Source organism: Streptomyces sp. GQ60 (assembly GCF_059758875.1).
Map to the genome: position 1 here is coordinate 414,586 of NZ_JCAXEG010000006.1, position 21,935 is coordinate 436,520.

Here is a 21,935-nt window from a genome sequence, read left to right on the forward strand (position 1 = left end):
TGCTCACGCGGCGACCCGCGCGGCGGTCTCGCGTTCCGCGGCGTTCCCTGCCGTGATGCCCTTGGTCGAGGCGATCACGCCCTTGAGCTTCTTGGCCAGGGCCTCATAGAACATGCTCAGCGGAAACTCGTCCGGAAGCACGTCGTCCACGAGCTTGCGCGGCGGCTGCGTCAGGTCCAGGGCGTCGGGGCCCTTGGCCCACTTGGATCCCGGGTGGGGGGCGAGGTACTCGGCGACCAGGTCGTACGCCTTGAACCAGTGGACGAGCTTCGGGCGGTCGATGCCGGCCCGGTAGAGGTCCTCGATCTCGGCGCACAGCTGGTTGGTGACCTGCGGGGCGCGCATCCAGTCGATCTTCAGCTTGTTGTCCGTCCAGCGCACGACGTCGTGCTTGTGGAGGTACGCGAAGAGGAGCTGACCGCCGAGGCCGTCGTAGTTCCGGTTGCGGTCGCCGGACACCGGGAAGCGGAACATCCGGTCGAAGAGGACGGCGTACTGCACGTCACGGCCGTGCTCGTTGCCCTCGGACTCCAGCTTCACGGCCTCCTTGAAGGCGGTGAGGTCGCAGCGCAGCTCTTCCAGGCCGTACATCCAGAACGGCTGGCGCTGCTTGATCATGAAGGGGTCGAACGGCAGGTCGCCGTGGCTGTGGGTCCGGTCGTGGACCATGTCCCACAGGACGAAGGCCTTCTCGCAGCGCCCCTGGTCCTCGACCATCCGGGCGATGTCCTCGGGCAGCTCGATGCCCAGGATGTCCACGGCGGCCTCGGTGACCTTGCGGTAGCGGGCGGCCTCGCGGTCGCAGAAGATGCCGCCCCAGGTGAAGCGCTCGGGGGCCTCGCGCACCGCGATGGTCTCGGGGAAGAGCACGGCGGAGTGCGTGTCGTAGCCCGGGGTGAAGTCCTCGAAGGTGATGCCGAGGAAGAGCGGGTTGTCGTACCGGGTGCGCTCCAGCTCGGAGAGCCACTCGGGCCACACCATCTTCAGCACGACGGCTTCGAGGTTGCGGTCCGGGTTGCCGTTCTGCGTGTACATCGGGAAGACCACGAGGTGCTGGAGTCCGTCGGCACGCTCGGCCGCCGGCGCGAACGCCAGCAGGGAGTCGAGGAAGTCCGGCACGCCGAAGCCGCCGTCGGCCCACTTGCGCAGGTCGGCGATGAGGGCGCGGTGGTACGCAGCACCGTGCGGCAGCAGCGGAGAAAGCGCCTCGATGCCGGCGATCACGCGCTCGACGGCGGCCGGGGCGGCCGTGCGGGCGTGATGCCCCTCGACGTCGAAGTCGATGGAGCCGTCGGCCGACTGCCAGGGTCGGATCTCCTCCACGGCGGCCTTGAGCTCGGGCCACGCCGGGTGGTCGACCACCCGATCACCAGCGGTTTTCACGGCACCGCCGATACCCGGCACAAGAGTTTCCGTCATGTCACTTCCTCCACAGGAGAACCTCACGTCGGCACAGGGTAAGCATGTGAGGCTCTCCTTCTCAAGAGGAGATGCGGGAAATTATCCTGCGTCACCCCCAGTTTCACCGGAAGTCTTCCCGTTCTTATGCGTGGAGTCGATGACTTCGCCCAGCCGCGCCAAGGCCCGGCCCGCCTCGGGGAGCACCCCGGCCGGCGCGAGGAACCCGTGGAACATCCCGGGGTGGGAATCGAGGACCGAACGGACCCCGGAGGCGAGCAGCCGGTGGTGGTACGCCTCCCCCTCGTCCCGTAGCCGATCGCACCCGGCGACCACCACGTACGTGGGCGGCAGCCCCCTCGGGTCCCCGCCGAGCGGGGAGGCGGGCGGATGCCCGCCGTCGCCGTCGGGCGGCCGGGTCCCCGCCGAGCCCGTCGAGGTGCGCACCGGCCCAGCACAGGGCGGCGTACGCGTCGTGGACGGCGGCGGGGAAGCGGGCCTCGGGCGCCCTCCGGTAGTCCACGGAGACCAGGACGGCGCCGGGGGCCGGGCAGAGCGCCCGGGCGGTGGCGTCGTAGCCGTCGAGGTCGCCCAGGACCCAGCCGCCGCCGTGACAGAACACGACGGTCGGCCGGTGCCCGGGCCACCGCTCCGGGTCGGCGTAGTGGACGCGTACGGGGACCGGCGGCGCCCCGGCGGGCCCGGGGACCTCCCGGTCCTCCACGGCACCCGCGACGGCCGGCCGGGCCGTCGCGGGCACGGCGGCCAGGATCCGGCGGGCCTCGTCGGCATCGGTGACGTTCCCCCGAGGTCGGGGAAGAGGGAGGCCAGCGCGTCGACGTAGGGGCGGGCGGCAGGATCGAGCCGGTCGGCACGGCCAGGCGATCGGCACGGCCAGACCCGACGGCACGGCCGCACCCGACGGCACGGCCGGGCCCGTCGGCGCGGTCAGGGTGGCCGGGCCCGGCGGACCCCTCCGCGCCTGCAAACGTTTCCGTCACGGCGGCGGCCGCTAAGCCCGCTGGTTCGCGAAGTGCGGGATGACCTTTTCGCCCCACTGCCGCAGCGTCTCCAGACAGGCCTCCTGCGGCACGGTCCCCATCTGGATCAGGCACATGATCTCGTCGGCCCCCGCCTCCCGCAGCCGCTCCACGTACGCGATCGCCTCGTCCGCGCTCCCGTAGGCGTGGTCCGCGTTGAAGGTGGCCGTGGCGGTGGGCCGCACCGGGATGTCCTGCTCGTGCAGCCGGGCCACCACCTGTTCGGCCGCCCTGCGCATCTCCGCCCCCTCGTCGGCGCCCGCGACCACCGCCTCGTCCGGCACCCCCGCCCCGCCGTACCAATGACCGATGGACTGGGCGAAGAACCGCTGCCCCCGGATCCCGATCCGGCGGGCCTCCTCGGGGTCGTCGAGCACGATCGTCGGGCAGAGCACGGAGAAGTGGTCGTTGACGGCCGTGGAGACGAAGCGGCCGCCGTCCCGGCCCGCGATCGCGGCGTCGTAGACGGAGCGCATCGCCGCGATCGACTCCGGCCCGGCGAATCCCATCACCAGCGCCCCGACGCCCAGCTCCGCGGCCTGCACCAGGGTCTCGGCCCGGCTGCACGCGAGGAACAGCGGCGGATGGGGCCGCTGGCTCGGCCGCGGCAGGATCGGGTGCGGATCGATGTCGATGAACTCCCCGTGGTACTCCAGCTCCTCCTCCTGCCAGGCCTTCCCGATGATCCGCAGCGCCTCCTCGACCTCGGCCGTGGTGCGGTCCTTGTCCACCCCGCAGAGCGAGGTCTCCTGGACGGTGCCGCCCCGCCCCGCCCCGAGGTCGACCCGCCCGCCGGACAGCAGGTCGAGCATCGCGGCCCGCTCGGCGACCCGGACGGGGTGATTGAAGGCGAAGGGCATGCACACGACTCCGTGCCCGATGCGTATGGTGTTGGTCCGGGCCGCGACGAAACTCAGAAAAATCTCCGGGGCGGACATGTGGGCGTACCACTTCAAGGAGTGGTGTTCCACGGCCCAGATGCGGTCGAATCCCATCTGTTCGGCGAGCACCGCCTGCTCCACGCAGTCACGGATCACCTGGTGTTCGCGCTCCACGGTCGGGTCGGCCAGCTGTGCCTCGAAGATGACGGAGAACTTCACTCATGCCTCCAGGGTCGCGTCCCGTGCCGGGTCTCACTTCAATTCGAAATATGACTAGTAGTCAGACGCCAAAGAAGCAAGAGCTTCCACCGACCGCGTGGGCGGTTCTCGGTCTGCTCTCCTTCCCGGGGGAGCGCACCGGCTACGAGCTGAAGAAGTGGGCGGACTCCTCCCTGCGCTTCTTCTACTGGTCCCCGGCCATCAGTCAGATCTACGCCGAACTGCGCCGCTTGGAGGAACTCGGCTACGCGGCTTCCGTCCGCTCGGGGCCCGAAGAGGTGCGGGCCAAACGCCGCTACGGCATCACCCCCGCCGGCCGCGAGGCGCTGGCCGGCTGGGCCTCGGACGTCGCCGAGGCGGGGCCCCCGGTGCTCAAGCACGGGCTGCTGCTGCGGGTCTGGCTCGGGCACCTGGCCGAGCCGGAGCGGCTGCACGGGATGGTGACCGAGCATCTGGAGCGCACCACCGAGGAGTTGGCCGCCGTGCGGGAGGCCATGGAACACGCCGCCGCCGAGCCCGACTGGGCGTTCCCGGTACTCGCCCTGCGCTGGAGCGAACGCCAGCACCTGGCCGAACTGGAGCTGACGCGCGCGCTGCTCGCGGACCTGGAGTGCCTGGGCGGGCAGGAACGTCAAGCCGGCGGAGACGCGCCCACCCCCGGGTGACCACGCGGGCCGGGCCGGGGGCTTCCGAGCCGCCGGCGAGCCCGTCGGGAAGCGGCGGGGCGGCGTTGCGGAGCCCCCGCAAAGCCGGTTTCATCGCACACGGGGCGCACTAGCATGCGTCCTCACATCGCGCGCGGCCGGTCGGGACACCGCGACCGCGCGGGGAGCCGCCGTCGACGGAAGCGAGAGAACCTTGACTTTCCTCACCATCGGGCACCGCGGGGTCATGGGTGTCGAACCGGAGAACACCTTGCGGTCATTCGTCCGCGCGGAACGTTCCGGCATGGACGTCGTCGCGCTGGACGTGCGGCTCAGCAAGGACGGCGCCCTCGTCGTCCTGCACGACGCCGATGTGGACCGGACCACCGACGGGTCGGGATCCGTAGCCGATCTGACCCTGGCCGAACTGCGCGAACTGGACGCCGGAGACGGCGAGCGCGTGCCGGTCCTCGACGAGGTCGTCGGCGCGGTCCGCGCCCCGCTCCGGATCCAGGTCCACGACCTCGCCGCCCTCGGGACCCTGGCGGAGCTGCTCCTGCGCCGCGATCTCACCGGCCGGGTGGAAGTGGCCTCCTTCCGCGACGAGGTGCTCGTGGAGGCAGCCCGCCTGGTGCCGGGCGTACGGACCGTGCTCTACGCGAACCAGACGCCGGCGGACGCCGGGGAGGTCGTCGCCCGGGCCGCCCTGGCGGGCGCGGAGACGGTGGCCCTCGGCATCGCCCACCTCACCCTGCACACCGTGGAGTCGGCGCACGAGGCCGGACTGCGCGTGACGGGGTGGACGGTCAACACGCTGGAGCGGCTGCGGCTGGCACGGGCCCTCGAACTCGACGGCGTGCTCACCGACTTCCCCGAGATCCGCTCCACGGGCCGCTTCACCGCCTGAGGATCCCGGACGGCGGGGCGGCGGGCCGCCCCGCCCCCGCGACTACAGCGGCTTGACCAGCAGCTCGAAGGCCAGGTCGTCGCGGAGCGGAACGCCGAACCGCTCGTCCCCGTAGGGGAAGGGGCTCAGCTCGCCGGTGCGCTCGTAGCCACGGCGCACGTAGAAGGCGATGAGCTCCTCCCGTACGTTGATCACGGTCATCCGCATCTCCTTGGCCGCCCACTGCTCGCGGGCACGGCGCTCCGCCTCCGCCATGACCGTCTTGCCCAGGCCCCCGCCCTGCTGTCCGGGGCGGACCGCGAACATGCCGAAGTAGACGTGGTCACCCCGGTGTTCGAGGTGGCAGCAGGAGACGATCTCGCCGGCGCGCTCCACGACGAGGAGCATGCCCTCGGGGTGCCCGACGATCCGGGCCACGTCCTCGGCGTCGGTCCGCTGCCCGTCCAGGAAGTCCGCCTCGGTGGTCCAGCCGCCGCGGCTCGCGACCCCCCGGTAGGCCGATTCCACGAGCTCCACGAGCGCCGGGATGTCCGCCTCCACGGCACTGCGGTAGGTCAAGGCCCGGGGGGCGGCGCTCGGCATCGAGGGCTCCGTTCTGCGCGAGGTCTGCGACGTGCTGCTTCGGTGGTCGCACAGAGCCTAACCTCGCCCGGCGTGATGGCCGTGTGAAGGGGGCATCTCTTCCGGTGAAGCCGACGAACCGGGAGGTTCCGCCGTGCACGGTCCCGCCACGTCCCTCTCCACCTCCGTCTCCGCCTGGCTCCTCGTCCTGCTCTGCGCGGCGAGCGGTGCGTACTGTCTGCGGCGCGCGGGGAGAGCCGGCGGCGGACCGGCGGCCGGGGAGGCGGCGATGGGGTTCGGCATGGCCCTGATGGCGGTGCCGCTGCGGCTGGGCGGCGGATGGCAGGCACCCGTGCTCGTCGCGGTCTTCTGCGGGGCGGCGCTGCACGCCCTGTGGCTGCTGCGCGGCGGCCCGCACCACGCGCACCACCTCGTGGGCTCGCTGACCATGGTCTACATGGCCCTGGCCGCCGGGTCGGGCACCGTGGGCGTGTCCTCCGGCCACGCCCACGGGCAGGGTGCCGGGCTGCCGCTCCTCACCGGCCTGCTGCTCGTCTACTACGCCGGGTACGTGGTGCTGGGCGGCGCCCGGCTGGTCACCGTCGGCGCCACGGGCGGCACCGGAGCCCCCGCCGGACCGGCGGAAGTGATCCGCGCCTGCCGACTGGCCATGGGAATGGGGATGTTGGCGATGCTGCTCACGATGTGAGGGCGCGGCCGCAGGCGCGTCCGGCAAACGTGTCCTGCGTCACCCTTGGCCCGGACCATACCCGCAGGTAGTCGCACGCTCCTAGGCTGAGGCCCATGATGGTCCCCGCCGTTCTCCTGGTGCTCGGCGCCCTGACCGCGGTGCTCGCACCCCGTTTGCTGGCCCGGGCCCAATGGCCCGAGCGCGAACCCGTCGTGGCCCTGTGGGTCTGGCAGTGCGTGGTGGGCGCCGTGCTCCTGTGCTTCGCGCTGTCGATGCTGCTGAGCGCGGCCGCCGCCTGGCAGGCCGTCCGGGGCCGACTGTTCGCCACGGCCCCGCACGGCGTGGTCGACGCCTACGCGCTGGACGCCGCGGGCGGGCTCTGGGCCGGCGGAACCGCCGCCGTACTGGCGGGCGGCGGGCTGTGGACCGGCGCGATGCTGGTCCGGGAGATCCTGCGGGCCCGCGCCCGGCGGCGTGCGCAGGGCGCCGAACTGCGGCTGCGGGCTCCCCTGTTGCCCGGGGAGAAGACCATCGGGCCGCGGCTCGTCGTGTTGGAGGGGCAGCGGCCCGACAGCTGGTGGCTGCCGGGTCCGGCCCCGCGACTGGTGGTCACGACGGCGGCGCTGGGCCGGCTCAAGGGGAGCCAGCTGGACGCCGTACTGGCCCACGAGCAGGGGCACGCGGCGGCCCGGCACGACTGGCTGCTGCACTGTTCGCGGGCGCTGTCCGGGGGGTTCCCGCGGGTTCCGGTCTTCGCCGCGTTCGAGGCGCAGATGCACCGGCTGGTGGAGCTGGCGGCCGACGACGTGGCCTCGCGGCGGTACGGACGCCTGACCACCGCCCTGGCCCTGATCGGCCTGAACGAGGACCGAGGGGTGTTCGGCCCGTCCCCCGCTCCGCACGCGCACGTCCCCGAACGGGTCCGGCGGCTGCTGGCGGCCGCACCCCGTCTGTCGGCCCTGCGCCGGCTGCGGTTGACGGCCCTGGCGACGCTGGCGCCGGCGATCCCGCTGCTGGTGGCCTTCGGGCCGGGCCTCAGCACCCTGGCCTGAGGGCCGCCCGCCGGTGATCGCGGGGCCGCCCGTGCGCGTCATTCGGCGCCGCCGGGTGCGAGGATCGGCGGATGCGGAACGATCACGTACGGTTGCGAACCCCCCTGGTGTGTGCGCTGCTCGCCGCGGCGGCCGTGCTGACGGTCCTGGTGGCCGTCGGCTGGGGGCCGCTCCTGTCCTTCGACGGCCGGATCGCGCGGGGGCTGCACTCCCACGCCGTCTCCCACCCCGGGGTCACCCGGCTGATGCGGGTGCTCACCGACTGGGTCTGGGACCCGTGGACCATGCGGGCCCTGGCCGGCGCGGCCTGCGTGTGGCTGTGGTGGCGGGGCGAGGGCCGGTGCGCGTTGCGGATCGCCCTGGCCACCCTCGCGGCCTCGGTGGTCAGCCAGGGGGTGAAGTTGCTGGTCGGGCGGGAGCGGCCGGTATGGCCCGATCCGGTCGACTCCGCGGACTACGCCGCCTATCCGTCGGGGCACGCGCTGACCGCGATGGCGGTCTGCGGTCTGCTGGTGTGGCTGGCCGCGCGCGGGTCCGATGGGCCGTCCGCACGCCCGTTCGCGCGGACCGTCCCGGCCCTGGCGCTGGCCCTGGCCGCGGTCTCGGTGCTCGGGGTCGGCTTCACCCGGATCCACCTCGGCGTCCACTGGTTCTCGGACGTCCTGGCGGGCTGGCTGCTGGGCGCGTTGCTCGTGGCGTTCACGGTCTCGGACGGTGCCTGCTCTGGGCGATCCCCCGTGTCGCCCAGAGCAGGCGGTCCGGTGCGCTGAGTATACTGGCTTCGAGCCAGTCAACGCAGGAGCAAGCATGTCCCCGCGCAGCGCATCGGTCAATGAAGAATTGCGCAGGCGTTCCCGGGAGCGGCTGCTGCGGGCCACGGTCGACCTCGTCGCGGAGCGCGGCTACGAGGCCACCACCCTCGGCGACATCGCCGACCGGGCCGGAGCCGCCCGCGGCCTGGTGTCGTACTACTTCCCGGGCAAGCGCCAGCTCCTGCAGTCCGCCGTGCACCGGCTGATGCACCTGACCCTGGAAGCGGCGCTGGAGCGGGAGCCCCGTACGCAGGACGGCCGGGAGCGCCTGGCGCGGGCCATCGACGCGATCCTCGGGCTGGCCGGTGATCAGCCCCGGCTGATGCGGACCCACATGGCGGGAATCCTCCAGGCGGAGGGTTTCGTCCAGTGCGTCGAGCAGCAGCGGCTCGCGGAGCTGCTGCGGGACACCGTCGTGCGGTACGGGTCCACGGAGGTGGACACCGACTACCCGCTGCTGCGGGCGCTGTTGATGGGCGCGGTGGTGGCGGTGCTGCTGCCGGGCGCGCCGATGCCGGCGGCCCGGCTGCGGGCCGAGCTGTTCCAGCGGTACGGGCTGGACTGGGACCTGGGTGTTCCGCCGGACGGTGGACCGCCCGGCGGAACGTTTCCCTCGCCCCGTTAGCGGTAGTCGGGCTGTGTCTGCACGTTGAGCCGGTCCAGCCACACCCGCTTGGCGCTGTCGGTGCGCCAGTCGTCGAGCCGCAGCACGTCGAGGCCCTTGGCGATGTCGTTCGAGTAGATGTGCCCGTTGTAGTAGTACGCGGACCACGAGCCGCCGAGGCCGAGCTTGTCGGTGGTCAGCGGGCCGCGCTCGAAGTAGGCGATCTCCTTCGGGCTGGTGGAATCGGTGAACTCCCAGACGGAGATGCCGCCCTGGTACCAGGCCTGGACCATGATGTCGCGGCCGCCGCCGACCGGGATCAGCGAGCCGTTGTGGGCCACGCAGTTCTCGGTGTCGGCCTGCATGCGCGGGATCTTGAAGTAGCTCTTGAAGACGAGCTTGCGCTGGTCGCCGCGGCCGGTGATCTCGTAGATGCCGTCGGCTCCCCGGGTGGGGCCGGTGGCCTCGTTGCAGGTGGCGCCGCCACCGCCGCCCAGCTCGTCGGTGAACACCACCTTGTTCGCGCGCTCGTTGAAGGTGGCCGAGTGCCAGAACGCGAAGTTCACGTTGTCCTGGACCCGGTCGATGACGCGCGGCTCCGCGGGCTTGCTGATGTCGAAGAGGATGCCGTCACCCATGCAGGCGCCCGCGGCGAGGTTCTGGGAGGGCAGCACGGTGATGTCGTGGCAGCCCGTGGTCTTGGAGACGCCGGGGTTGGTGGGACCGCCCGGGTTGCCGCCGTCCGGGAAGAGGATCGGGAAGGCCACGACCGCGGCCTGCGTCGGGTTCTTCTTGGGCACCTTGACGACGGAGATGCCGTCGTGCGGAGGCTTGCAGTCGGGGAACGCGTCGTTCGGGTTGTACGAGGAGACGTAGAGGTAGGCGTCCCGGCCGCCCGGCACCAGGGTGTGGGTGTGGGAGCCGCAGGGGGTCTCGACGGACTTGATGTACTTGGGGTTCTTCTTGTCCTTGATGTCGAAGATCTTGATGCCCTCCCACGAGGACTTCTCCGTGGCGGGCTGCGAGACGCTGTTGCACGAGTCGTCGCTGCGCGAGGAGTCGGTGGACAGGAACAGCAGGTCCCCGTCGACCGAGATGTCGTTCTGCCCGCCGGGGCAGAGCACGTCGGTGACCTTCTTCGGCGCCTTGGGGTTGCCGATGTCGTAGATCGTGAAGCCGTTGTAGCTGCCGCCGTAGGCGTACTTGCCCTGGAACGCCAGGTCGGAGTTGATCCCGTTCGGGTCGCTGCTGGGGATGTTGGCCAGCGGTTTGATGTTCGGGCTGTGGACTATCTCGTCCTGGCCCGGGATCTCGCCCGGCGCCAGTTCCCGTCCCGCGCCGGCCGCGGTGGCGGCGCCCTGCGACGCACCCGCGCCCGGGAGCAGATCTCCCGGATCGGGGGTGGCGGCCGCGGGTCCGGCCGCCAGTAACGTGGTGAGGAGCCCGGCCGCCGCTGCGGCCACTCCCAGGGATCTGCGCCGTCTGCTGGTGTGCATCGAGGTCACTGTGCCCTCCCATGGGTCCGATCGGTTCCGCCCGTCGTGGGAACGGAACGCGGACCCCGGCAGTATGGTCCTTTGCATGGACATGGCGAAAGTCTCACGGCGAATCGTCGGAGCGGCCCTGGCGGTTGGGCTCCTGCTCCCCCTCACCGGCTGCCGGGACGGCGGCGGGACGGACGGCGCGGCCGACGGCAAACCGATGGTGATCGCCCCCGGCAAACCCGGCGAGAAGGCGCGCACCATCTCCCCCGAACAGGCCGCGAAGGAGCTGCCCGACGACACCCCCAACGCGGCGGACCGAGCGTACGTGCGGAACATGATCGAACACCACGGTCAGGCGCTGACCATGAGCGCGCTCGCGCCGGACCGGGCCTCGGCCGACGGGGTCAAGCGGCTCGCCGAGCGGATCGCGGCCGCGCAGAAGCCCGAGATCGGCGCGATGGAGGGCTGGACGGCCCGCCACCCGGCGCCCACCGCCGACCCGGGGGCACACGACCACGCGGCGATGTCCGGCATGGCCACCGAGCAGCAGCTCAAGGAGCTGGCCGCGGCCCGGGGGGCGGACTTCGACCGGCTCTTCCTCGCCCTGATGACCGCCCACCACGAGGGCGCCCTGAAGATGACCGGCGAGGTCCTGGCCTCCGGCAACAACGCCGTCGTGGAGGAGATGGCCAACGAGGTGGCCGCCACCCAGAGCGCCGAGATCCACCGGATGCGCGCGATGGGCTGACGGCCCGGGCACCCGGTGTCATGCTGGGAACACCTGCGGGAGGAGCTCCGCCGTGCTTCGTATCGCCGTCGTCGGATCGGGCCCCAGCGGGGTCTACGCCGCACAGACACTCGTACAGCAGCGTGAGGTGCCGGGGATCCTCGTCGACGTGTTCGACCGGCTGCCGGCTCCGTACGGGCTCGTGCGCTACGGGGTGGCCCCCGACCACGAGAAGATCAAGTCCCTCCAGGGCAGCCTGCGCACCGTGCTGGAGGACGAGCGGATCCGCTTCCTCGGGAACGTCGAGGTCGGCGGGGACGCCCTGCCCACCGCGCGGCTCCTGGAGCTGTACCACGCGGTGGTCTACTGCGTCGGCGCGGCCCGGGACCGGATGCTCGGCATCCCCGGCGAGGACCTCGTCGGGGTGCACTCCGCCACGGCCTTCGTCGCCTGGTACAGCGGCCATCCGGACGCCGCGGCCGAGGCTTTCGGGCTGCCCGGGGTGGATTCGGCGATCGTGGTCGGCGCCGGGAACGTGGCGGTCGACGTGACGCGGATCCTCGCCCGGGGCGTGCCGGAGCTGACCCCCACGGACATGCCGCAGCCGGCCCTGGGCGCGCTCGGCGCCAGCGCGGTGCGCGCGGTCCACATGGTGGCCCGGCGCGGGCCCTCGCAGGGCAAGTTCACCACCAAGGAGCTGCGCGAGCTGGGCACGCTCCCGGGCGTGGACGCGCTGGCGGACCCGGCGGAGCTGACCCTCGACCCGGCGTACGCGGACCCGGGCGCGGCCCTGCCGGCGGTGAACCGGCGCAACGTGGAGGTGCTGCGCGGCTGGGCGGCGGCTCCGGCGAGCGGCGGGGACCGGCGGATCTCGCTGCGGTTCTTCCTGCGCCCGGTGGAGGTGCTCGGCGGACCGGACGGCCGGGTCACCGGGATGCGGTTCGAGCGGACTGCCCCCGACGGCCTGGGCGGGGTCACCGGCACGGGGGTCTACGAGGACGTCCCGGCGCAGCTGGTCCTGCGCTCGGTGGGGTACCAGGGCGTTCCGCTGGCCGGGCTGCCCTTCGACGAGCGGCGCGGTACGGTCCCGCACGCGGCGGGCCGGGTGCTCCGGGAGGGCCGGGCCTCCGTCGGCGAGTACGTGGCGGGCTGGATCAAGCGCGGCCCGACCGGGGTCATCGGCACCAACCGGCCCTGCGCGAAGGAGACGGCCTCCTCACTGCTCCAGGACGCGGGGGCACTGGCCCGCCGCGAACGGGAGCGGGACCCGCTGGAGGCCCTGCGGGAGGCGGGGCTGCGACCGGTCCGGTGGCCGGGGTGGCTGGCCATCGAGACGGCCGAGGCGACCCTCGGGCGGTCCCTGGGCCGACGCTCCGTCAAGATCCCGGACTGGGCGGGTCTGCTGGCCGCGGCGGGTGACACGGACTGATCCCCGGGCGGCTGGGCTCGGGGTCGCCTCAGCCCCGGTCGCGCACCTCTTCGGCGGCGGCCGCCGCGAGGACGCCGTCGAGCAGCCCGGGGAACAGCTCCGCCAGCTCGGCACGGCGCAGTCCGTTCAGCTTGGCCGTGCCGCGGTAGCACTGGCGGACGACACCGCTCTCGCGCAGGACCCGGAAGTGGTGCGTGGTCGTGGACTTGGTGACCGGGAGTTCGAAGTGCGAGCAGGCCAGCTCGGCGTCCGTGGCCGCGAGGTCACGGACGATCGACAGCCGGACCGGGTCGGAGAGCGCGTGCAGGACCCCTTCGAGGCGGATCTCGTCGGCCTCCGGGTGGGCGAGGACACGGGCCGCGTCACGTTCCGTCATGTCCGTACTCCACTCGCTGGGTGATACTGCGATTCCCGGTGTGTCTCCATCGTACGAGAACCATCGTAGGAGCGGAGCCGGACGGCCTGGTGGGGCGCGGGGGCCGGCCCCCCGCGCCGCGAAGGTTCACCAGGAGCGGTGGTACTGCTCGGGCGTACGGATCTCGGCGCCGAGTTCCACGGCCGCGCGGCGGGCCCAGAACGGGTCGCGCAGCAGCTCGCGGCCCAGCAGGACGGCGTCGGCCTCGCCGTTGGCCAGGATCTTCTCGGCCTGCTCCGGCTCGGTGATCAGCCCCACGGCGGCGACCGGGAGGCTGGTCTCGGCCTTGACCCGGGCCGCGAAGGGCACCTGGTAGCCGGGGCCGACCGGGATCGTCACGCCGGGGGCGAGACCTCCGGTGGAGACGTCGAGGAGGTCCACGCCGTGCTCCTCCAGCAGGCCGGCCAGCCGGACGGTCTCGTCCGCGGTCCAGCCGTCCTCCTCGAGCCAGTCGGTGGCGGAGATCCGGAAGAACAGCGGCAGCTCCTCGGGCCACACCGCCCGTACGGCGTCGACGACTTCGATGGCGAGGCGGGTGCGGTTCTCGAAGGAGCCGCCGTACTCGTCGGTGCGCTTGTTGCTGTGCGGGGAGAGGAACTCGCCGATCAGGTACCCGTGGGCGCCGTGGATCTCGACCACCTGGTAGCCGGCGTCGAGGGAGCGCCGGGCCGCCGCCGCGAACTGCTCCACGACGTACCGGATCTCCCGGACCGTCAGCTCGTGCGGCACCTCGTGGTCCGCGGAGAACGGCACGGGGCTCGGGGCGCTGGGCTGCCAGCCGTGCGCCTCGGGGCCGACGGGCAGCCCGCCCTTCCAGGTGCGGTCGGTGGAGGCCTTGCGGCCGGCATGGCCGAGCTGGATCCCGGGGACCGCGCCCTGGCTCTTGACGAACGAGGTGATCCGGCGCAGCGCCTCGACCTGGGTGTCGTTCCAGATGCCGAGGTCGTACGGCGAGATCCGCCCCTCGGGGGCGACGGCCGTGGCCTCCTGGATGATCAGGCCGGTGCCGCCCGTGGCGCGGGCCGCGTAGTGCGCGAAGTGCCAGTCGTTCGCCAGCCCGGCGTCCGGACCGGAGGGTTCGGCACTGTACTGGCACATCGCGGCCATCCACACCCGGTTCGGAAGGGTGACCGAGCGGATGGTCCACGGCTGGAACAGGGCGGCGAAGGATGCGGGGGCAGCACTCATGAGGGGTCTCCAGAGCCGGCTGGAAGCGCACCGGGGAACCGGCCGCTAAGTACGAGAGTCACCGTACTACGAAACTTCTCGTAGTACGAGACCCTTCGTATGACCGGGCGGACTCGCGCGCGGCGCCCTCCCTCTGTCAGTGGTCGGGTGCAGACTGGCGGAACAGCTGCCGTGCAGGACAAAGACGTCCGGAGGTGTCGGCCATGACCGACGTGGTACTGCTCGTGGGGACCCGCAAGGGACTGTTCATCGGCCGCCGGGGATCCGGCGGCACGTGGGAGTTCGGTGAGCCGCAGTTCAACGCCCAGGCGGTCTCCGCCGTCGCCGTCGACCGGCGCGGCGGCGCGCCCCGGCTCCTGGTCGCCGGGGACAGCACGCACTGGGGGCCGTCCGTCTTCAGCTCCGACGACCTGGGCGCGACCTGGCGGGAGCCCGCCGCGGCCGCCGTGAAGTTCCCCGAGGACACCGGAGCCTCCTTGGAGCGGGTCTGGCAGCTCCATCCGGCCGGCCCCGAAGCCCCCGGCGTGGTCTACGCGGGGACCGAGCCGGCCGCCCTGTTCCGCTCGGCCGACCGCGGCGAGTCCTTCGAGCTGGTCCGCCCCCTGTGGGAGCACCCGACCCGGGACAAGTGGGTCCCGGGCGGCGGCGGCGAGGGCCTGCACACGGTGATCACCGACCCGGGCGACCCGGACCTGGTCACGGTGGCGGTCTCCACGGCCGGGGTGTTCCGGACCAAGGACGGCGGGGCGAGCTGGGCCCCGTCCAACCACGGGGTCTCGGCGGTGTTCCTGCCCGATCCGGATCCCGAGTTCGGCCAGTGCGTGCACAAGATCGCCCAGGACGCCGGGGACACCGGCCGGCTGTACCTGCAGAACCACTGGGGCGTCTACCGCAGCGACGACGCCGGGACCCGCTGGACGGACATCGGCGGCGGCCTGCCCTCCGACTTCGGCTTCGCGGTGGCCGCCCACCCGCACCGGCCCGGAACCGCCTACGTCTTCCCGCTCAACGCCGACTCCGACCGCGTCCCGGCGGAGCACCGCTGCCGGGTCTTCCGGACCCGGGACGCGGGCGCGAGCTGGGAGCCCCTGACGAAGGGCCTGCCGACCGGGGACCACTACGGAACGGTGCTGCGGGACGCGCTCTGCACGGACGACGCGGACCCGGCCGGGATCTACTTCGGCAACCGCAACGGCGAGCTGTACGCCAGCCAGGACGACGGGGACAGCTGGCAGTTGCTGGCGGAACACCTCCCCGACGTCCTGTGCGTACGGGCCGCCGTGCTGGACGGCTAGGCCGTCTCTCTCGGATCTTGCCGGTCAGGATCCGGAAGAGCCGGCCCGGACCTGGCGACGGCGGCCCGTACCCCGTCCGGGCGCTCAGCCGGTGAGCCGACCGGCCTCGCGCACGGCCTGCGCCAGCTGGCGTACGGCCGGATCCTCGGTGTGCCCGGCCAGCCGGGCCGCCTGCCCGGCCAGGCTCCCCAGCGAGAGGGCGCCCGGCACCCGCTCCCAGCCGCCGTCGCGCTCGCGCAGGGCGGAGGCGAAGTAGGCGGCCACCGCGGTGACCTGGAAGCGGGTGGACGCTCCGGTCCACACGTCGCCGGACAGGGCCGCCGCTTCGATCCGGCCGGACTCCTCGTGGGGCGCCCGGGTGCGCGGGTCCAGCCAGCGCACCGTCGCCGTCGCCAGGTGTCCGGTGGCGCCCGGGCGCAGCCGTACCGCGTACAGCGCGGTCACGGTGTGGCCGGAGCCGACCTCTCCCCCGTCCACGGAGTCGTTCCTGAAGTCGCCGTCGGCGACGCGGCGGTCGTCGTAGCCGATCAGCCGGAACCGTTCGACGGTCTGCGGATCGAAGGCGACCTGCGCCTTCGCGTCGCGGGCCCGCAGCTGCACGTGCGCCGGGAGTTCCTCGCAGAACACCTTGCGGGCACCCTCCTTGTCGGAGACGTACGTGGTGTGTCCGTCACCCCGGTCGGCGAGCCGCTCCATGAAGGCGTCGTTGTACTGACTGCCCACGCCCACGCCGAACAGGGTGATCCCGTGCCGGGTCCGGGCCTCCCCGACCCGCTTCAGGATGGTGTCGGCGGAGGTGGCGCCGGTGTTGGCCAGGGCGTCGGAGAGCAGGACGACGCGGTTCGTGGCCCCGCCCCGCAGCGACTCGACCGCCACCTCGTAGCCGCGGACGACCCCGGCCTCCACGTTGGTGGAGTCGGCGGTGCGCAGCGCGTCGACCACCTCGTGGATCCGTTCGCGGTGGCCTTCGACGCGGGTCATCGGGAGCCGCGTCTGCGCCTCGCCGCTGAAGGTGACGATGGCGACCGAGTCGTCTTCGCGGAGCTCGTCGGTCATGAGGTTCATGGAGGTGCGGACGAGGTCGAGGCGGCCGGGCTCGGCCATGGAGCCGGACACGTCCACGACGAAGGTGAGCGCCGCGGGCGGCCGGGCCTCGGCGCCGTCCGCCCCGCCGTTCCCGACCCGGGTGGCGAGGCCGACGCGGACCAGCGACCAGTTCGCCTCGGTGGTGCGGGCCCCGTCCACGGTGACGGTGAAGCCGTCGCCGTCGGGCTCCTGGTAGTCCTGCCGGAAGCTGTTGACGAACTCCTCGGGGCGCACGGTGGCGGGGTCGGGCAGTTTGCCGTCGGCGAGGGTGCGGCGGGCGTACCCGTAGCTGGCGGTGTCCACGTCGAGCGCGAAGGTGGAGAGGTAGTCGGCGGGCGGTCCGGTGGGGCGCCGCCCGTCGCTCTCCCCTTCGGCGGCTCCTCCGCCGGATCGGGTGGCGGACGGCCGCGGCGCGGAGTCGCCGCCCTTCCACTCCCCGTCGGCGACGCGGTTCGGGCCGCCGCTCCCGCAGCCGGTCAGCAGCAGGCCGCCGGCGAGGAGCGCGGCGGTCAGTCTGCCGTGGGTTCTCCGCCGGGCCGGACGCCCTCTGCGGGAGGTGCCGGGGGTGCTGGGCGTGCTGGGCGTGCGGTCCTCGTGGGGCTCCATACCGTCTCCCTCGAACGTCATCCGTGTTGAATGTGACGTCGGGGAAGAGGAGTTGGAGCAATCGAACCTGTTGCGAACAGGTATCGAACCGACAACGGGCCGCCGCGGGGGCGCCGGAGGCCCCGCGCGAGCGGGCGGCCGTACGCGGTACACGGGCGGCGGACTGGGCCAGTAGAGTGATCGACCGTGGCAGCACGACCGTTGAACGAGATCGTCGAGCCGGGCTGGGCCCGAGCTCTGGAGCCGGTGGCGGCGCAGATCGCCGCGATGGGCGACTTCCTGCGCGCGGAGATCGCGGCGGGCAGGACCTACGTCCCCGCGGGCGCGAACGTGCTGCGCGCGTTCCAGCAGCCCTTCGACGAGGTGAAGGTGCTGATCGTCGGGCAGGATCCGTACCCGACGCCGGGGCACGCGATCGGCCTCTCCTTCTCCGTGGCCCCCGAGGTCAGCCCGTGGCCTCCGAGCCTCGACAACATCTTCCGTGAACTGCACGCCGATCTCGGCACGGGCCGGCCCAGGAACGGGGATCTGACTCCGTGGACCCGGCAGGGCGTGCTGCTGCTGAACCGCTCGCTCACCACCGCCCCGCGCAAGCCCAACGCCCACCGCGGCAAGGGCTGGGAGGCGGTGACCGAACAGGCCATCCGCGCTCTCGCGGCCCGCGGCAAGCCCCTGGTGTCGGTGCTGTGGGGGCGCGAGGCGCGCAACCTCCGGCCGCTGCTGGGCGAGCTGCCGGCCGTGGAATCGGTGCATCCCTCCCCCATGTCCGCGGACAACGGGTTCTTCGGCTCCAGGCCGTTCAGCAGGACCAACGACCTCCTGGTCCGCCAGGGCGCGCAGCCCGTGGACTGGCGGCTTCCCGCCGCAGGGTGACCGAAGGCCTGAACGGTATCTGACATTCCTCGGATAAATACGGACAGATGCCGCCGAAGAAGACCCTGCCCGAACACCCAGTTTCGATAAACCAGTAGCATGCGGCGCCATGAGCTCCCCCACTGGGCCCGCAAATGGCCTGCCCGTACGAATGCCGCGACCCCGCCAGACCGGACGGCACCGCCGGCCCGAGCCCGCGGTGGCGCCCGAGGGCGCGCCCGCGCTGGTGCTCGCCGTGCCCGGTGCCCCCTCGGCCTCCTCGCGGGGGCTCGCGGAAGAGATCATCAGCATCGGCCGCTCCGAGCTGCCGGGCCTGGACGCCCGGGTCGGTTTCCTCGACGGTGACGACGCCTCCGAGTTCCCGTCCCTGTCGGGCGTGCTGACCTCCGTCGCCCGCGACCGCTCCGCGCGCGCGGAGTCCGCCCGCGCCGCCGGGCAGGAGGTGCCCGCGCCGACCGGCCCGGACGCCGTGGTCGTGCCCCTGCTGGCCGGCCCCGACGGGGGCCTGCTGCGCCGCATGCGCCAGGCCCTGATGGACTCCTCGGCCGCCGCCGAGCTGGCGGACCCGCTCGGTCCGCACCCGCTGCTCGCCGAGGCGCTGCACGTGCGGCTGTCCGAGGCCGGACTCGCCCGCGCCGACCGCGCCAGGCTCTTCAGCGTGACCACGGCCGCCGACGGCATCGTCCTGGCCACCACCGGCGGCGAGGAGGCCGTGCAGGCCGCCGGCATCACCGGCATGCTGCTGGCCGCCCGTCTCGCCGTGCCGGTGATGGCCGCCGCGCTGGACGAGGAGGGTTCGGTGGCCGCCATCGCCGACCAGCTCCGCCGCGAGGGTTCGACGCAGCTCGCACTGGCCCCGTACCTGATCGGCCCGGAGGCCGCCGAGGGGCTCCTCGACACCGCCTGCAAGGAGGCCGGCTGCAGCGCCGCCGACGTGCTCGGCGCGTACCCCGCGCTCGGCAAGCTGGCCGTCGCGCAGTACTCCGCCGCCCTCGGGATCACCCTGGGCGCCGCCGCCCACTGACCCCGCCCGCTCATGTCGTACGTACGAGGGCCCGCGCCCCGGACCGTTCCGAATCGAACGAGCCGGGGCGCGGGCCCTCGTACGTCCGGCGCTCGACGGCCGGACCGGGCCTCAGCCGAAGACCACGCAGGTGGCGGCGGGCACGGCCACCGAACCGGCCCGGCGCGGCTCGCCGGTCAGCGGGTCCACGTCGAACCAGGTGACGTTGCCGGAGCGCTCGTTGGCCGCGTACAGGCGGCGCCCCGACGGGTCGGCGGCGAGGTCGCGCGGCCAACTGCCCCCGCACGGCACGGTGCCCGTGAGCAGCGGCTTCTCCGCGCCGCCGGCGAGGGACAGGGTGGCGATGGTGTCGGCTCCGCGGACGGCCGCCCAGACGAAACGGCCGTCGGCGGAGGCCACGACCGCGGAGGGGTAGGCCGCCGCGGCCCCTGGAGCGCCCGTGGACGCGACCGGAACCTCGGCGACCGGTTCCAGCACGCCCGACTCCCCGTTCCAACGGCAGACGGTCAGCTGCGGCTCCAGCTCGTGCAGTACGTAGACCACCTCGCCGGAGGGATGGAAGGCGAGGTGCCGGGGGCCGGTCCCGGCGCGCAGCGCTGTTTCGGCGTGGAGGACCGGGGCCCCGGTGTGCGGGTCGAGCGCGCAGACCCGTACCGAGTCGGTGCCGAGGTCGACGCTGAGCACCCAGCGGCCGCCGGGGGCGGGCAGCACCTGGTGGGCGTGCGGGCCCTCTTGCCGGCCCGCGTGGGGCCCGGAGCCCTGGTGGGCGAGTACGGCGGCGGGTTCCCCGATCGAGCCGTCGGCGGCGAGCGGGAGGCTGCTGACGCTGCCGGAGGTGTAGTTGGCGGTCAGCAGCCGGCGCCCGGCCAAGCCGAGGTGGGTGGGGCCGGAGCCGCCGACGCGGACGACGGCGCCGAGGGGGGTCAGCCCCTCGGCGGCGGTCCGGAAGGCGCCCACGGCGCCCTGTTCGGCCTCGCTCACGGCGTACAGCACGCCGACGGCGGGGTCGTGGGCCAGGTACGAGGGGTCCGCGACCGCGTCCGTGGCCGAGAGCACGCTCAGCGCTCCGGTGGCCGGATCCACGGCCGCGGTGGTGACACCGCGGCCGCCCCCCGAGGTGAACGAGCCGATCCAGGCCCGGTGTCCGCCGCTGTCGGCCGTACGGTCCGTACCGCCCACACCACTGTCCGCGCCGCCCACGGGAGCCCCTCTCCGCCGTTCCGGATCCGTTCGTGAGCGACGGTAACAGAAGGTCTAGACCAAATCCCGTCCTTGGGCCCGTTCCTGGGCGCCGGGGTGGTGGACGTAGGCCGTCGAGCTCGGCCGGTCCTCGTAAGTGCGGTGGAACACCGGGGTGGCGGACCCGGAGATGGGCGGCACGATCCAGGACCAGTCCGCGCCCACGTCACGGCCCTTGCGCTCCTCCTTCTCCAGGTGGGTCAGGAAGCGCCTGGACTCCGTGTGGTGGTCGGCGATGGTGACCTTGGCCCGGTCGAAGGAGTGCAGCACCGCCCGGTTGAGCTCGACGAGCGCCCGGTCCTTCCAGAGGGAGCGGTCGCTGGCGGTGTCGAGGCCCATGCGGCGGGCGACGGCGGGCAGCAGGTTGTAGCGGTCGGTGTCGGCGAGGTTGCGGGCGCCGATCTCGGTGCCCATGTACCAGCCGTTGAAGGGCGCCGCCGGGTAGTGGATGCCACCGATCTCCAGGCACATGTTGGAGATCGCGGGTACGGCGTGCCAGCGCAGGCCCCAGTCCGACCAGCCGTCACCGCCGGCCGCTCCGTCGGGGTGCTCGATGGGCACCTCCAGGACGGCGTCCGGGGGGACGTCGAACCAGCGGGGTTTGTCGTCGACCCCCTGCACGACCAGCGGAAGGAGGTCGAAGGGGGTGCCGGGGCCTCGGGACCAGCCGAGGGCGAGCAGCGCGTTCGTGAGTTCGGCGTTGCGGGCGTCGCCGACGGTTATCGAGGGGTGGTCGCCGTAGCCGGCGTACCGGACCAGCTGCTCGCTCCAGATGACCGGTCCCGGGCGGTCCGGGGTGTCGGGGGCGAAGACCGTGATGGTGGGCCGCACCCGGCCGCCGTTGGTGGCCTCGCGCAGGTGCTCGAAGCACTCTTCGGCGATCCCGTCGGCGTCGGTGAGCCCGCGGCGGTCGCGGACGCGCAGCGAGTTCCAGTACAGCCTGCCTATGCAGCGGTTGCTGTTGCGCCACGCGACGCGGGCGCCGTGCTCCAGTTCCTCGGGAGTGTGCCGGTACGTGTCCGTCTCGGCGAGCTCGGCCCGTACGGCGGCGAGCCGCTCGCGCGGATCACCCGCGTGCGGGTTCTCCCTGTGAAACAGTCGGATGAACTCCTCGGCCGCTTCCCACACCTGAGCGGTGCCGGCGCGCTGTTGAAGTATTTCCATTCCGGGCGGTTACCCCCTGTCCGACCAGGTCCACCCCGCGCGCCGTGAAGAGGCGCCACGCCGGATGAATGTGCAATGAACAATCACCCGTTGTACACGTCGCAGGTCAGCGGCCGTGCGGAAGGCGCGCCCGGAACACTCCTCCGTGTGATCTTCATCCATCCGCCTGCGGACGGGACATGGGGGGACGTACCATCCGCGGCATCACCGGGCCGACCGACCGGCTGCCGACCCGATCGCTCAGACGCGCGCTTCGTCGTGGATCACGCGCACGGCGGCGGTGGCGGCGACCACCGCGGAGCGGGCGGAGCCCAGCGCCTCGCGGGCCGCCTCCAGGCCGTCCTCGCGGGAGAGCAGGGCCGCGGCGTCGGCGGCGCAGTCGATCAAGTGCAGAGCCACCCGGGCGAGTTGCTCGTCGGATCCGTACGCATCGTCCACGGCCTTGCGCGCCCGGGCCAGCATGTCCAGCGCCTCGCTCAGTCCCGCCGGCGGAATCCTGCGCTCGGAATGAATGTCTCGCTTCACCGTCGCCACTCCCGCCACCGGTCATGTGGGCCATTTCGCGATCACCAGGCAGGAAGGATCCTGCCGTTCCC

General features: G+C 72.9%; 22 protein-coding genes and 1 pseudogene. 11 read left to right on the plus strand and 12 right to left on the minus strand.

Annotated elements, in window-relative coordinates:
* Positions 1-3: 3 nt before the first annotated feature.
* The 4 genes and pseudogenes from AC6CKD_RS18260 to AC6CKD_RS18275 form a co-directional block, all read right to left on the minus strand.
* Complete coding sequence (locus AC6CKD_RS18260; RefSeq protein WP_498328518.1) at positions 4-1,419, minus strand: DUF6421 family protein; 1,416 nt, start codon at positions 1,417-1,419, stop codon at positions 4-6.
* A gap of 81 nt (positions 1,420-1,500) precedes the next feature.
* Positions 1,501-1,845: an alpha/beta hydrolase fold domain-containing protein gene (locus tag AC6CKD_RS18265; RefSeq protein ID WP_498328519.1), complete on the minus strand. Its 345-nt coding sequence runs from the start codon at positions 1,843-1,845 to the stop codon at positions 1,501-1,503.
* Between the two features lie 28 nt (positions 1,846-1,873).
* Positions 1,874-2,326: pseudogene (locus tag AC6CKD_RS18270) on the minus strand (alpha/beta hydrolase); the annotation flags it as partial.
* 84 nt (positions 2,327-2,410) lie between these two features.
* Positions 2,411-3,538 (minus strand): LLM class flavin-dependent oxidoreductase, encoded by a 1,128-nt coding sequence (locus tag AC6CKD_RS18275; protein ID WP_498328520.1) that lies wholly within the window; start codon positions 3,536-3,538, stop codon positions 2,411-2,413.
* A gap of 50 nt (positions 3,539-3,588) precedes the next feature.
* On the opposite strand from AC6CKD_RS18275, the gene AC6CKD_RS18280 reads away from it, so the two are divergent.
* Both AC6CKD_RS18280 and AC6CKD_RS18285 read left to right on the plus strand, forming a co-directional pair.
* Entirely contained in the window at positions 3,589-4,203 is a 615-nt protein-coding gene (locus tag AC6CKD_RS18280; protein WP_498328521.1) for a PadR family transcriptional regulator, read from the plus strand.
* Positions 4,204-4,396: 193 nt separating this feature from the next.
* Complete coding sequence (locus AC6CKD_RS18285; RefSeq protein WP_498328522.1) at positions 4,397-5,089, plus strand: glycerophosphodiester phosphodiesterase; 693 nt, start codon at positions 4,397-4,399, stop codon at positions 5,087-5,089.
* A gap of 42 nt (positions 5,090-5,131) precedes the next feature.
* Here the strand turns inward: AC6CKD_RS18285 and AC6CKD_RS18290 are convergent, their stop codons facing one another.
* On the minus strand, positions 5,132-5,671 hold the full coding sequence (locus tag AC6CKD_RS18290; RefSeq protein WP_498328523.1) for a GNAT family N-acetyltransferase: 540 nt from the start codon (positions 5,669-5,671) through the stop codon (positions 5,132-5,134).
* A gap of 133 nt (positions 5,672-5,804) precedes the next feature.
* Here AC6CKD_RS18290 and AC6CKD_RS18295 point away from each other — a divergent pair, with 133 nt between their 5' ends.
* From AC6CKD_RS18295 to AC6CKD_RS18310, 4 genes are all read left to right on the plus strand, one after another.
* On the plus strand, positions 5,805-6,359 hold the full coding sequence (locus tag AC6CKD_RS18295) for a DUF5134 domain-containing protein (RefSeq protein ID WP_498328524.1): 555 nt from the start codon (positions 5,805-5,807) through the stop codon (positions 6,357-6,359).
* Between the two features lie 95 nt (positions 6,360-6,454).
* On the plus strand, positions 6,455-7,393 hold the full coding sequence (locus AC6CKD_RS18300; protein ID WP_498328525.1) for a M56 family metallopeptidase: 939 nt from the start codon (positions 6,455-6,457) through the stop codon (positions 7,391-7,393).
* 71 nt (positions 7,394-7,464) lie between these two features.
* A complete protein-coding gene (locus AC6CKD_RS18305; RefSeq protein ID WP_498328526.1) occupies positions 7,465-8,163 on the plus strand; it encodes a phosphatase PAP2 family protein in 699 nt (232 codons plus the stop codon).
* 37 nt (positions 8,164-8,200) lie between these two features.
* The gene (locus AC6CKD_RS18310; RefSeq protein ID WP_498328527.1) at positions 8,201-8,830 is read left to right on the plus strand and encodes a TetR/AcrR family transcriptional regulator; all 630 of its coding nucleotides are present in this window, start codon (positions 8,201-8,203) and stop codon (positions 8,828-8,830) included.
* Here AC6CKD_RS18310 and AC6CKD_RS18315 read toward each other — a convergent pair.
* Positions 8,827-10,305 carry an LVIVD repeat-containing protein gene (locus tag AC6CKD_RS18315; RefSeq protein ID WP_498328528.1) on the minus strand — a complete coding sequence of 493 codons (1,479 nt, stop codon included), beginning with the start codon at positions 10,303-10,305 and terminating at the stop codon, positions 8,827-8,829. The genes AC6CKD_RS18310 and AC6CKD_RS18315 overlap by 4 nt on opposite strands.
* Before the next feature lie 85 nt (positions 10,306-10,390).
* On the opposite strand from AC6CKD_RS18315, the gene AC6CKD_RS18320 reads away from it, so the two are divergent.
* Complete coding sequence (locus AC6CKD_RS18320) at positions 10,391-11,041, plus strand: DUF305 domain-containing protein (RefSeq protein ID WP_498328529.1); 651 nt, start codon at positions 10,391-10,393, stop codon at positions 11,039-11,041.
* A gap of 52 nt (positions 11,042-11,093) precedes the next feature.
* Positions 11,094-12,449 carry an FAD-dependent oxidoreductase gene (locus AC6CKD_RS18325; protein WP_498328530.1) on the plus strand — a complete coding sequence of 452 codons (1,356 nt, stop codon included), beginning with the start codon at positions 11,094-11,096 and terminating at the stop codon, positions 12,447-12,449.
* 28 nt (positions 12,450-12,477) lie between these two features.
* Here AC6CKD_RS18325 and AC6CKD_RS18330 read toward each other — a convergent pair whose 3' ends face one another.
* Entirely contained in the window at positions 12,478-12,825 is a 348-nt protein-coding gene (locus AC6CKD_RS18330) for an ArsR/SmtB family transcription factor (protein ID WP_498328531.1), read from the minus strand.
* Between the two features lie 126 nt (positions 12,826-12,951).
* Entirely contained in the window at positions 12,952-14,052 is a 1,101-nt protein-coding gene (locus tag AC6CKD_RS18335) for an NADH:flavin oxidoreductase/NADH oxidase (protein ID WP_498328532.1), read from the minus strand.
* A gap of 203 nt (positions 14,053-14,255) precedes the next feature.
* Between AC6CKD_RS18335 and AC6CKD_RS18340 the strand changes: the two genes are divergently transcribed.
* On the plus strand, positions 14,256-15,347 hold the full coding sequence (locus AC6CKD_RS18340; RefSeq protein ID WP_498328533.1) for a WD40/YVTN/BNR-like repeat-containing protein: 1,092 nt from the start codon (positions 14,256-14,258) through the stop codon (positions 15,345-15,347).
* A gap of 84 nt (positions 15,348-15,431) precedes the next feature.
* Here AC6CKD_RS18340 and AC6CKD_RS18345 read toward each other — a convergent pair whose 3' ends face one another.
* Entirely contained in the window at positions 15,432-17,039 is a 1,608-nt protein-coding gene (locus AC6CKD_RS18345; RefSeq protein ID WP_498328534.1) for a vWA domain-containing protein, read from the minus strand.
* 186 nt (positions 17,040-17,225) lie between these two features.
* On the opposite strand from AC6CKD_RS18345, the gene AC6CKD_RS18350 reads away from it, so the two are divergent.
* On the plus strand, positions 17,226-17,912 hold the full coding sequence (locus tag AC6CKD_RS18350; protein WP_498328535.1) for a uracil-DNA glycosylase: 687 nt from the start codon (positions 17,226-17,228) through the stop codon (positions 17,910-17,912).
* Between the two features lie 109 nt (positions 17,913-18,021).
* Positions 18,022-18,936 carry a sirohydrochlorin chelatase gene (locus AC6CKD_RS18355; RefSeq protein WP_498328536.1) on the plus strand — a complete coding sequence of 305 codons (915 nt, stop codon included), beginning with the start codon at positions 18,022-18,024 and terminating at the stop codon, positions 18,934-18,936.
* A gap of 111 nt (positions 18,937-19,047) precedes the next feature.
* Here the strand turns inward: AC6CKD_RS18355 and AC6CKD_RS18360 are convergent, their stop codons facing one another.
* The 3 genes from AC6CKD_RS18360 to AC6CKD_RS18370 form a co-directional block, all read right to left on the minus strand.
* Positions 19,048-20,136: a lactonase family protein gene (locus AC6CKD_RS18360; RefSeq protein ID WP_498328537.1), complete on the minus strand. Its 1,089-nt coding sequence runs from the start codon at positions 20,134-20,136 to the stop codon at positions 19,048-19,050.
* 54 nt (positions 20,137-20,190) lie between these two features.
* Positions 20,191-21,339, minus strand: coding sequence for a nitric oxide synthase oxygenase (locus tag AC6CKD_RS18365; protein WP_498328538.1), 1,149 nt, complete (start codon positions 21,337-21,339; stop codon positions 20,191-20,193).
* 240 nt (positions 21,340-21,579) lie between these two features.
* Positions 21,580-21,864 (minus strand): hypothetical protein, encoded by a 285-nt coding sequence (locus tag AC6CKD_RS18370; RefSeq protein ID WP_498328539.1) that lies wholly within the window; start codon positions 21,862-21,864, stop codon positions 21,580-21,582.
* Positions 21,865-21,935 lie beyond the last annotated feature (71 nt).

What these genes read in the sequence shown, in the direction of transcription:
- AC6CKD_RS18335 (WP_498328532.1), bottom strand. Translation starts at nt 14,052, where the DNA reads ATGAGTGCTGCCCCCGCATCCTTCGCCGCCCTGTTCCAGCCGTGGACC.
- AC6CKD_RS18300 (WP_498328525.1), top strand. Translation starts at nt 6,455, where the DNA reads ATGATGGTCCCCGCCGTTCTCCTGGTGCTCGGCGCCCTGACCGCGGTG.
- AC6CKD_RS18320 (WP_498328529.1), top strand. Translation starts at nt 10,391, where the DNA reads ATGGACATGGCGAAAGTCTCACGGCGAATCGTCGGAGCGGCCCTGGCG.
- AC6CKD_RS18345 (WP_498328534.1), bottom strand. Translation starts at nt 17,039, where the DNA reads ATGGAGCCCCACGAGGACCGCACGCCCAGCACGCCCAGCACCCCCGGC.
- AC6CKD_RS18260 (WP_498328518.1), bottom strand. Translation starts at nt 1,419, where the DNA reads ATGACGGAAACTCTTGTGCCGGGTATCGGCGGTGCCGTGAAAACCGCT.
- AC6CKD_RS18315 (WP_498328528.1), bottom strand. Translation starts at nt 10,305, where the DNA reads ATGCACACCAGCAGACGGCGCAGATCCCTGGGAGTGGCCGCAGCGGCG.
- AC6CKD_RS18365 (WP_498328538.1), bottom strand. Translation starts at nt 21,339, where the DNA reads ATGGAAATACTTCAACAGCGCGCCGGCACCGCTCAGGTGTGGGAAGCG.
- AC6CKD_RS18305 (WP_498328526.1), top strand. Translation starts at nt 7,465, where the DNA reads ATGCGGAACGATCACGTACGGTTGCGAACCCCCCTGGTGTGTGCGCTG.
- AC6CKD_RS18290 (WP_498328523.1), bottom strand. Translation starts at nt 5,671, where the DNA reads ATGCCGAGCGCCGCCCCCCGGGCCTTGACCTACCGCAGTGCCGTGGAG.
- AC6CKD_RS18280 (WP_498328521.1), top strand. Translation starts at nt 3,589, where the DNA reads ATGACTAGTAGTCAGACGCCAAAGAAGCAAGAGCTTCCACCGACCGCG.
- AC6CKD_RS18355 (WP_498328536.1), top strand. Translation starts at nt 18,022, where the DNA reads ATGAGCTCCCCCACTGGGCCCGCAAATGGCCTGCCCGTACGAATGCCG.
- AC6CKD_RS18330 (WP_498328531.1), bottom strand. Translation starts at nt 12,825, where the DNA reads ATGACGGAACGTGACGCGGCCCGTGTCCTCGCCCACCCGGAGGCCGAC.
- AC6CKD_RS18340 (WP_498328533.1), top strand. Translation starts at nt 14,256, where the DNA reads ATGACCGACGTGGTACTGCTCGTGGGGACCCGCAAGGGACTGTTCATC.
- AC6CKD_RS18310 (WP_498328527.1), top strand. Translation starts at nt 8,201, where the DNA reads ATGTCCCCGCGCAGCGCATCGGTCAATGAAGAATTGCGCAGGCGTTCC.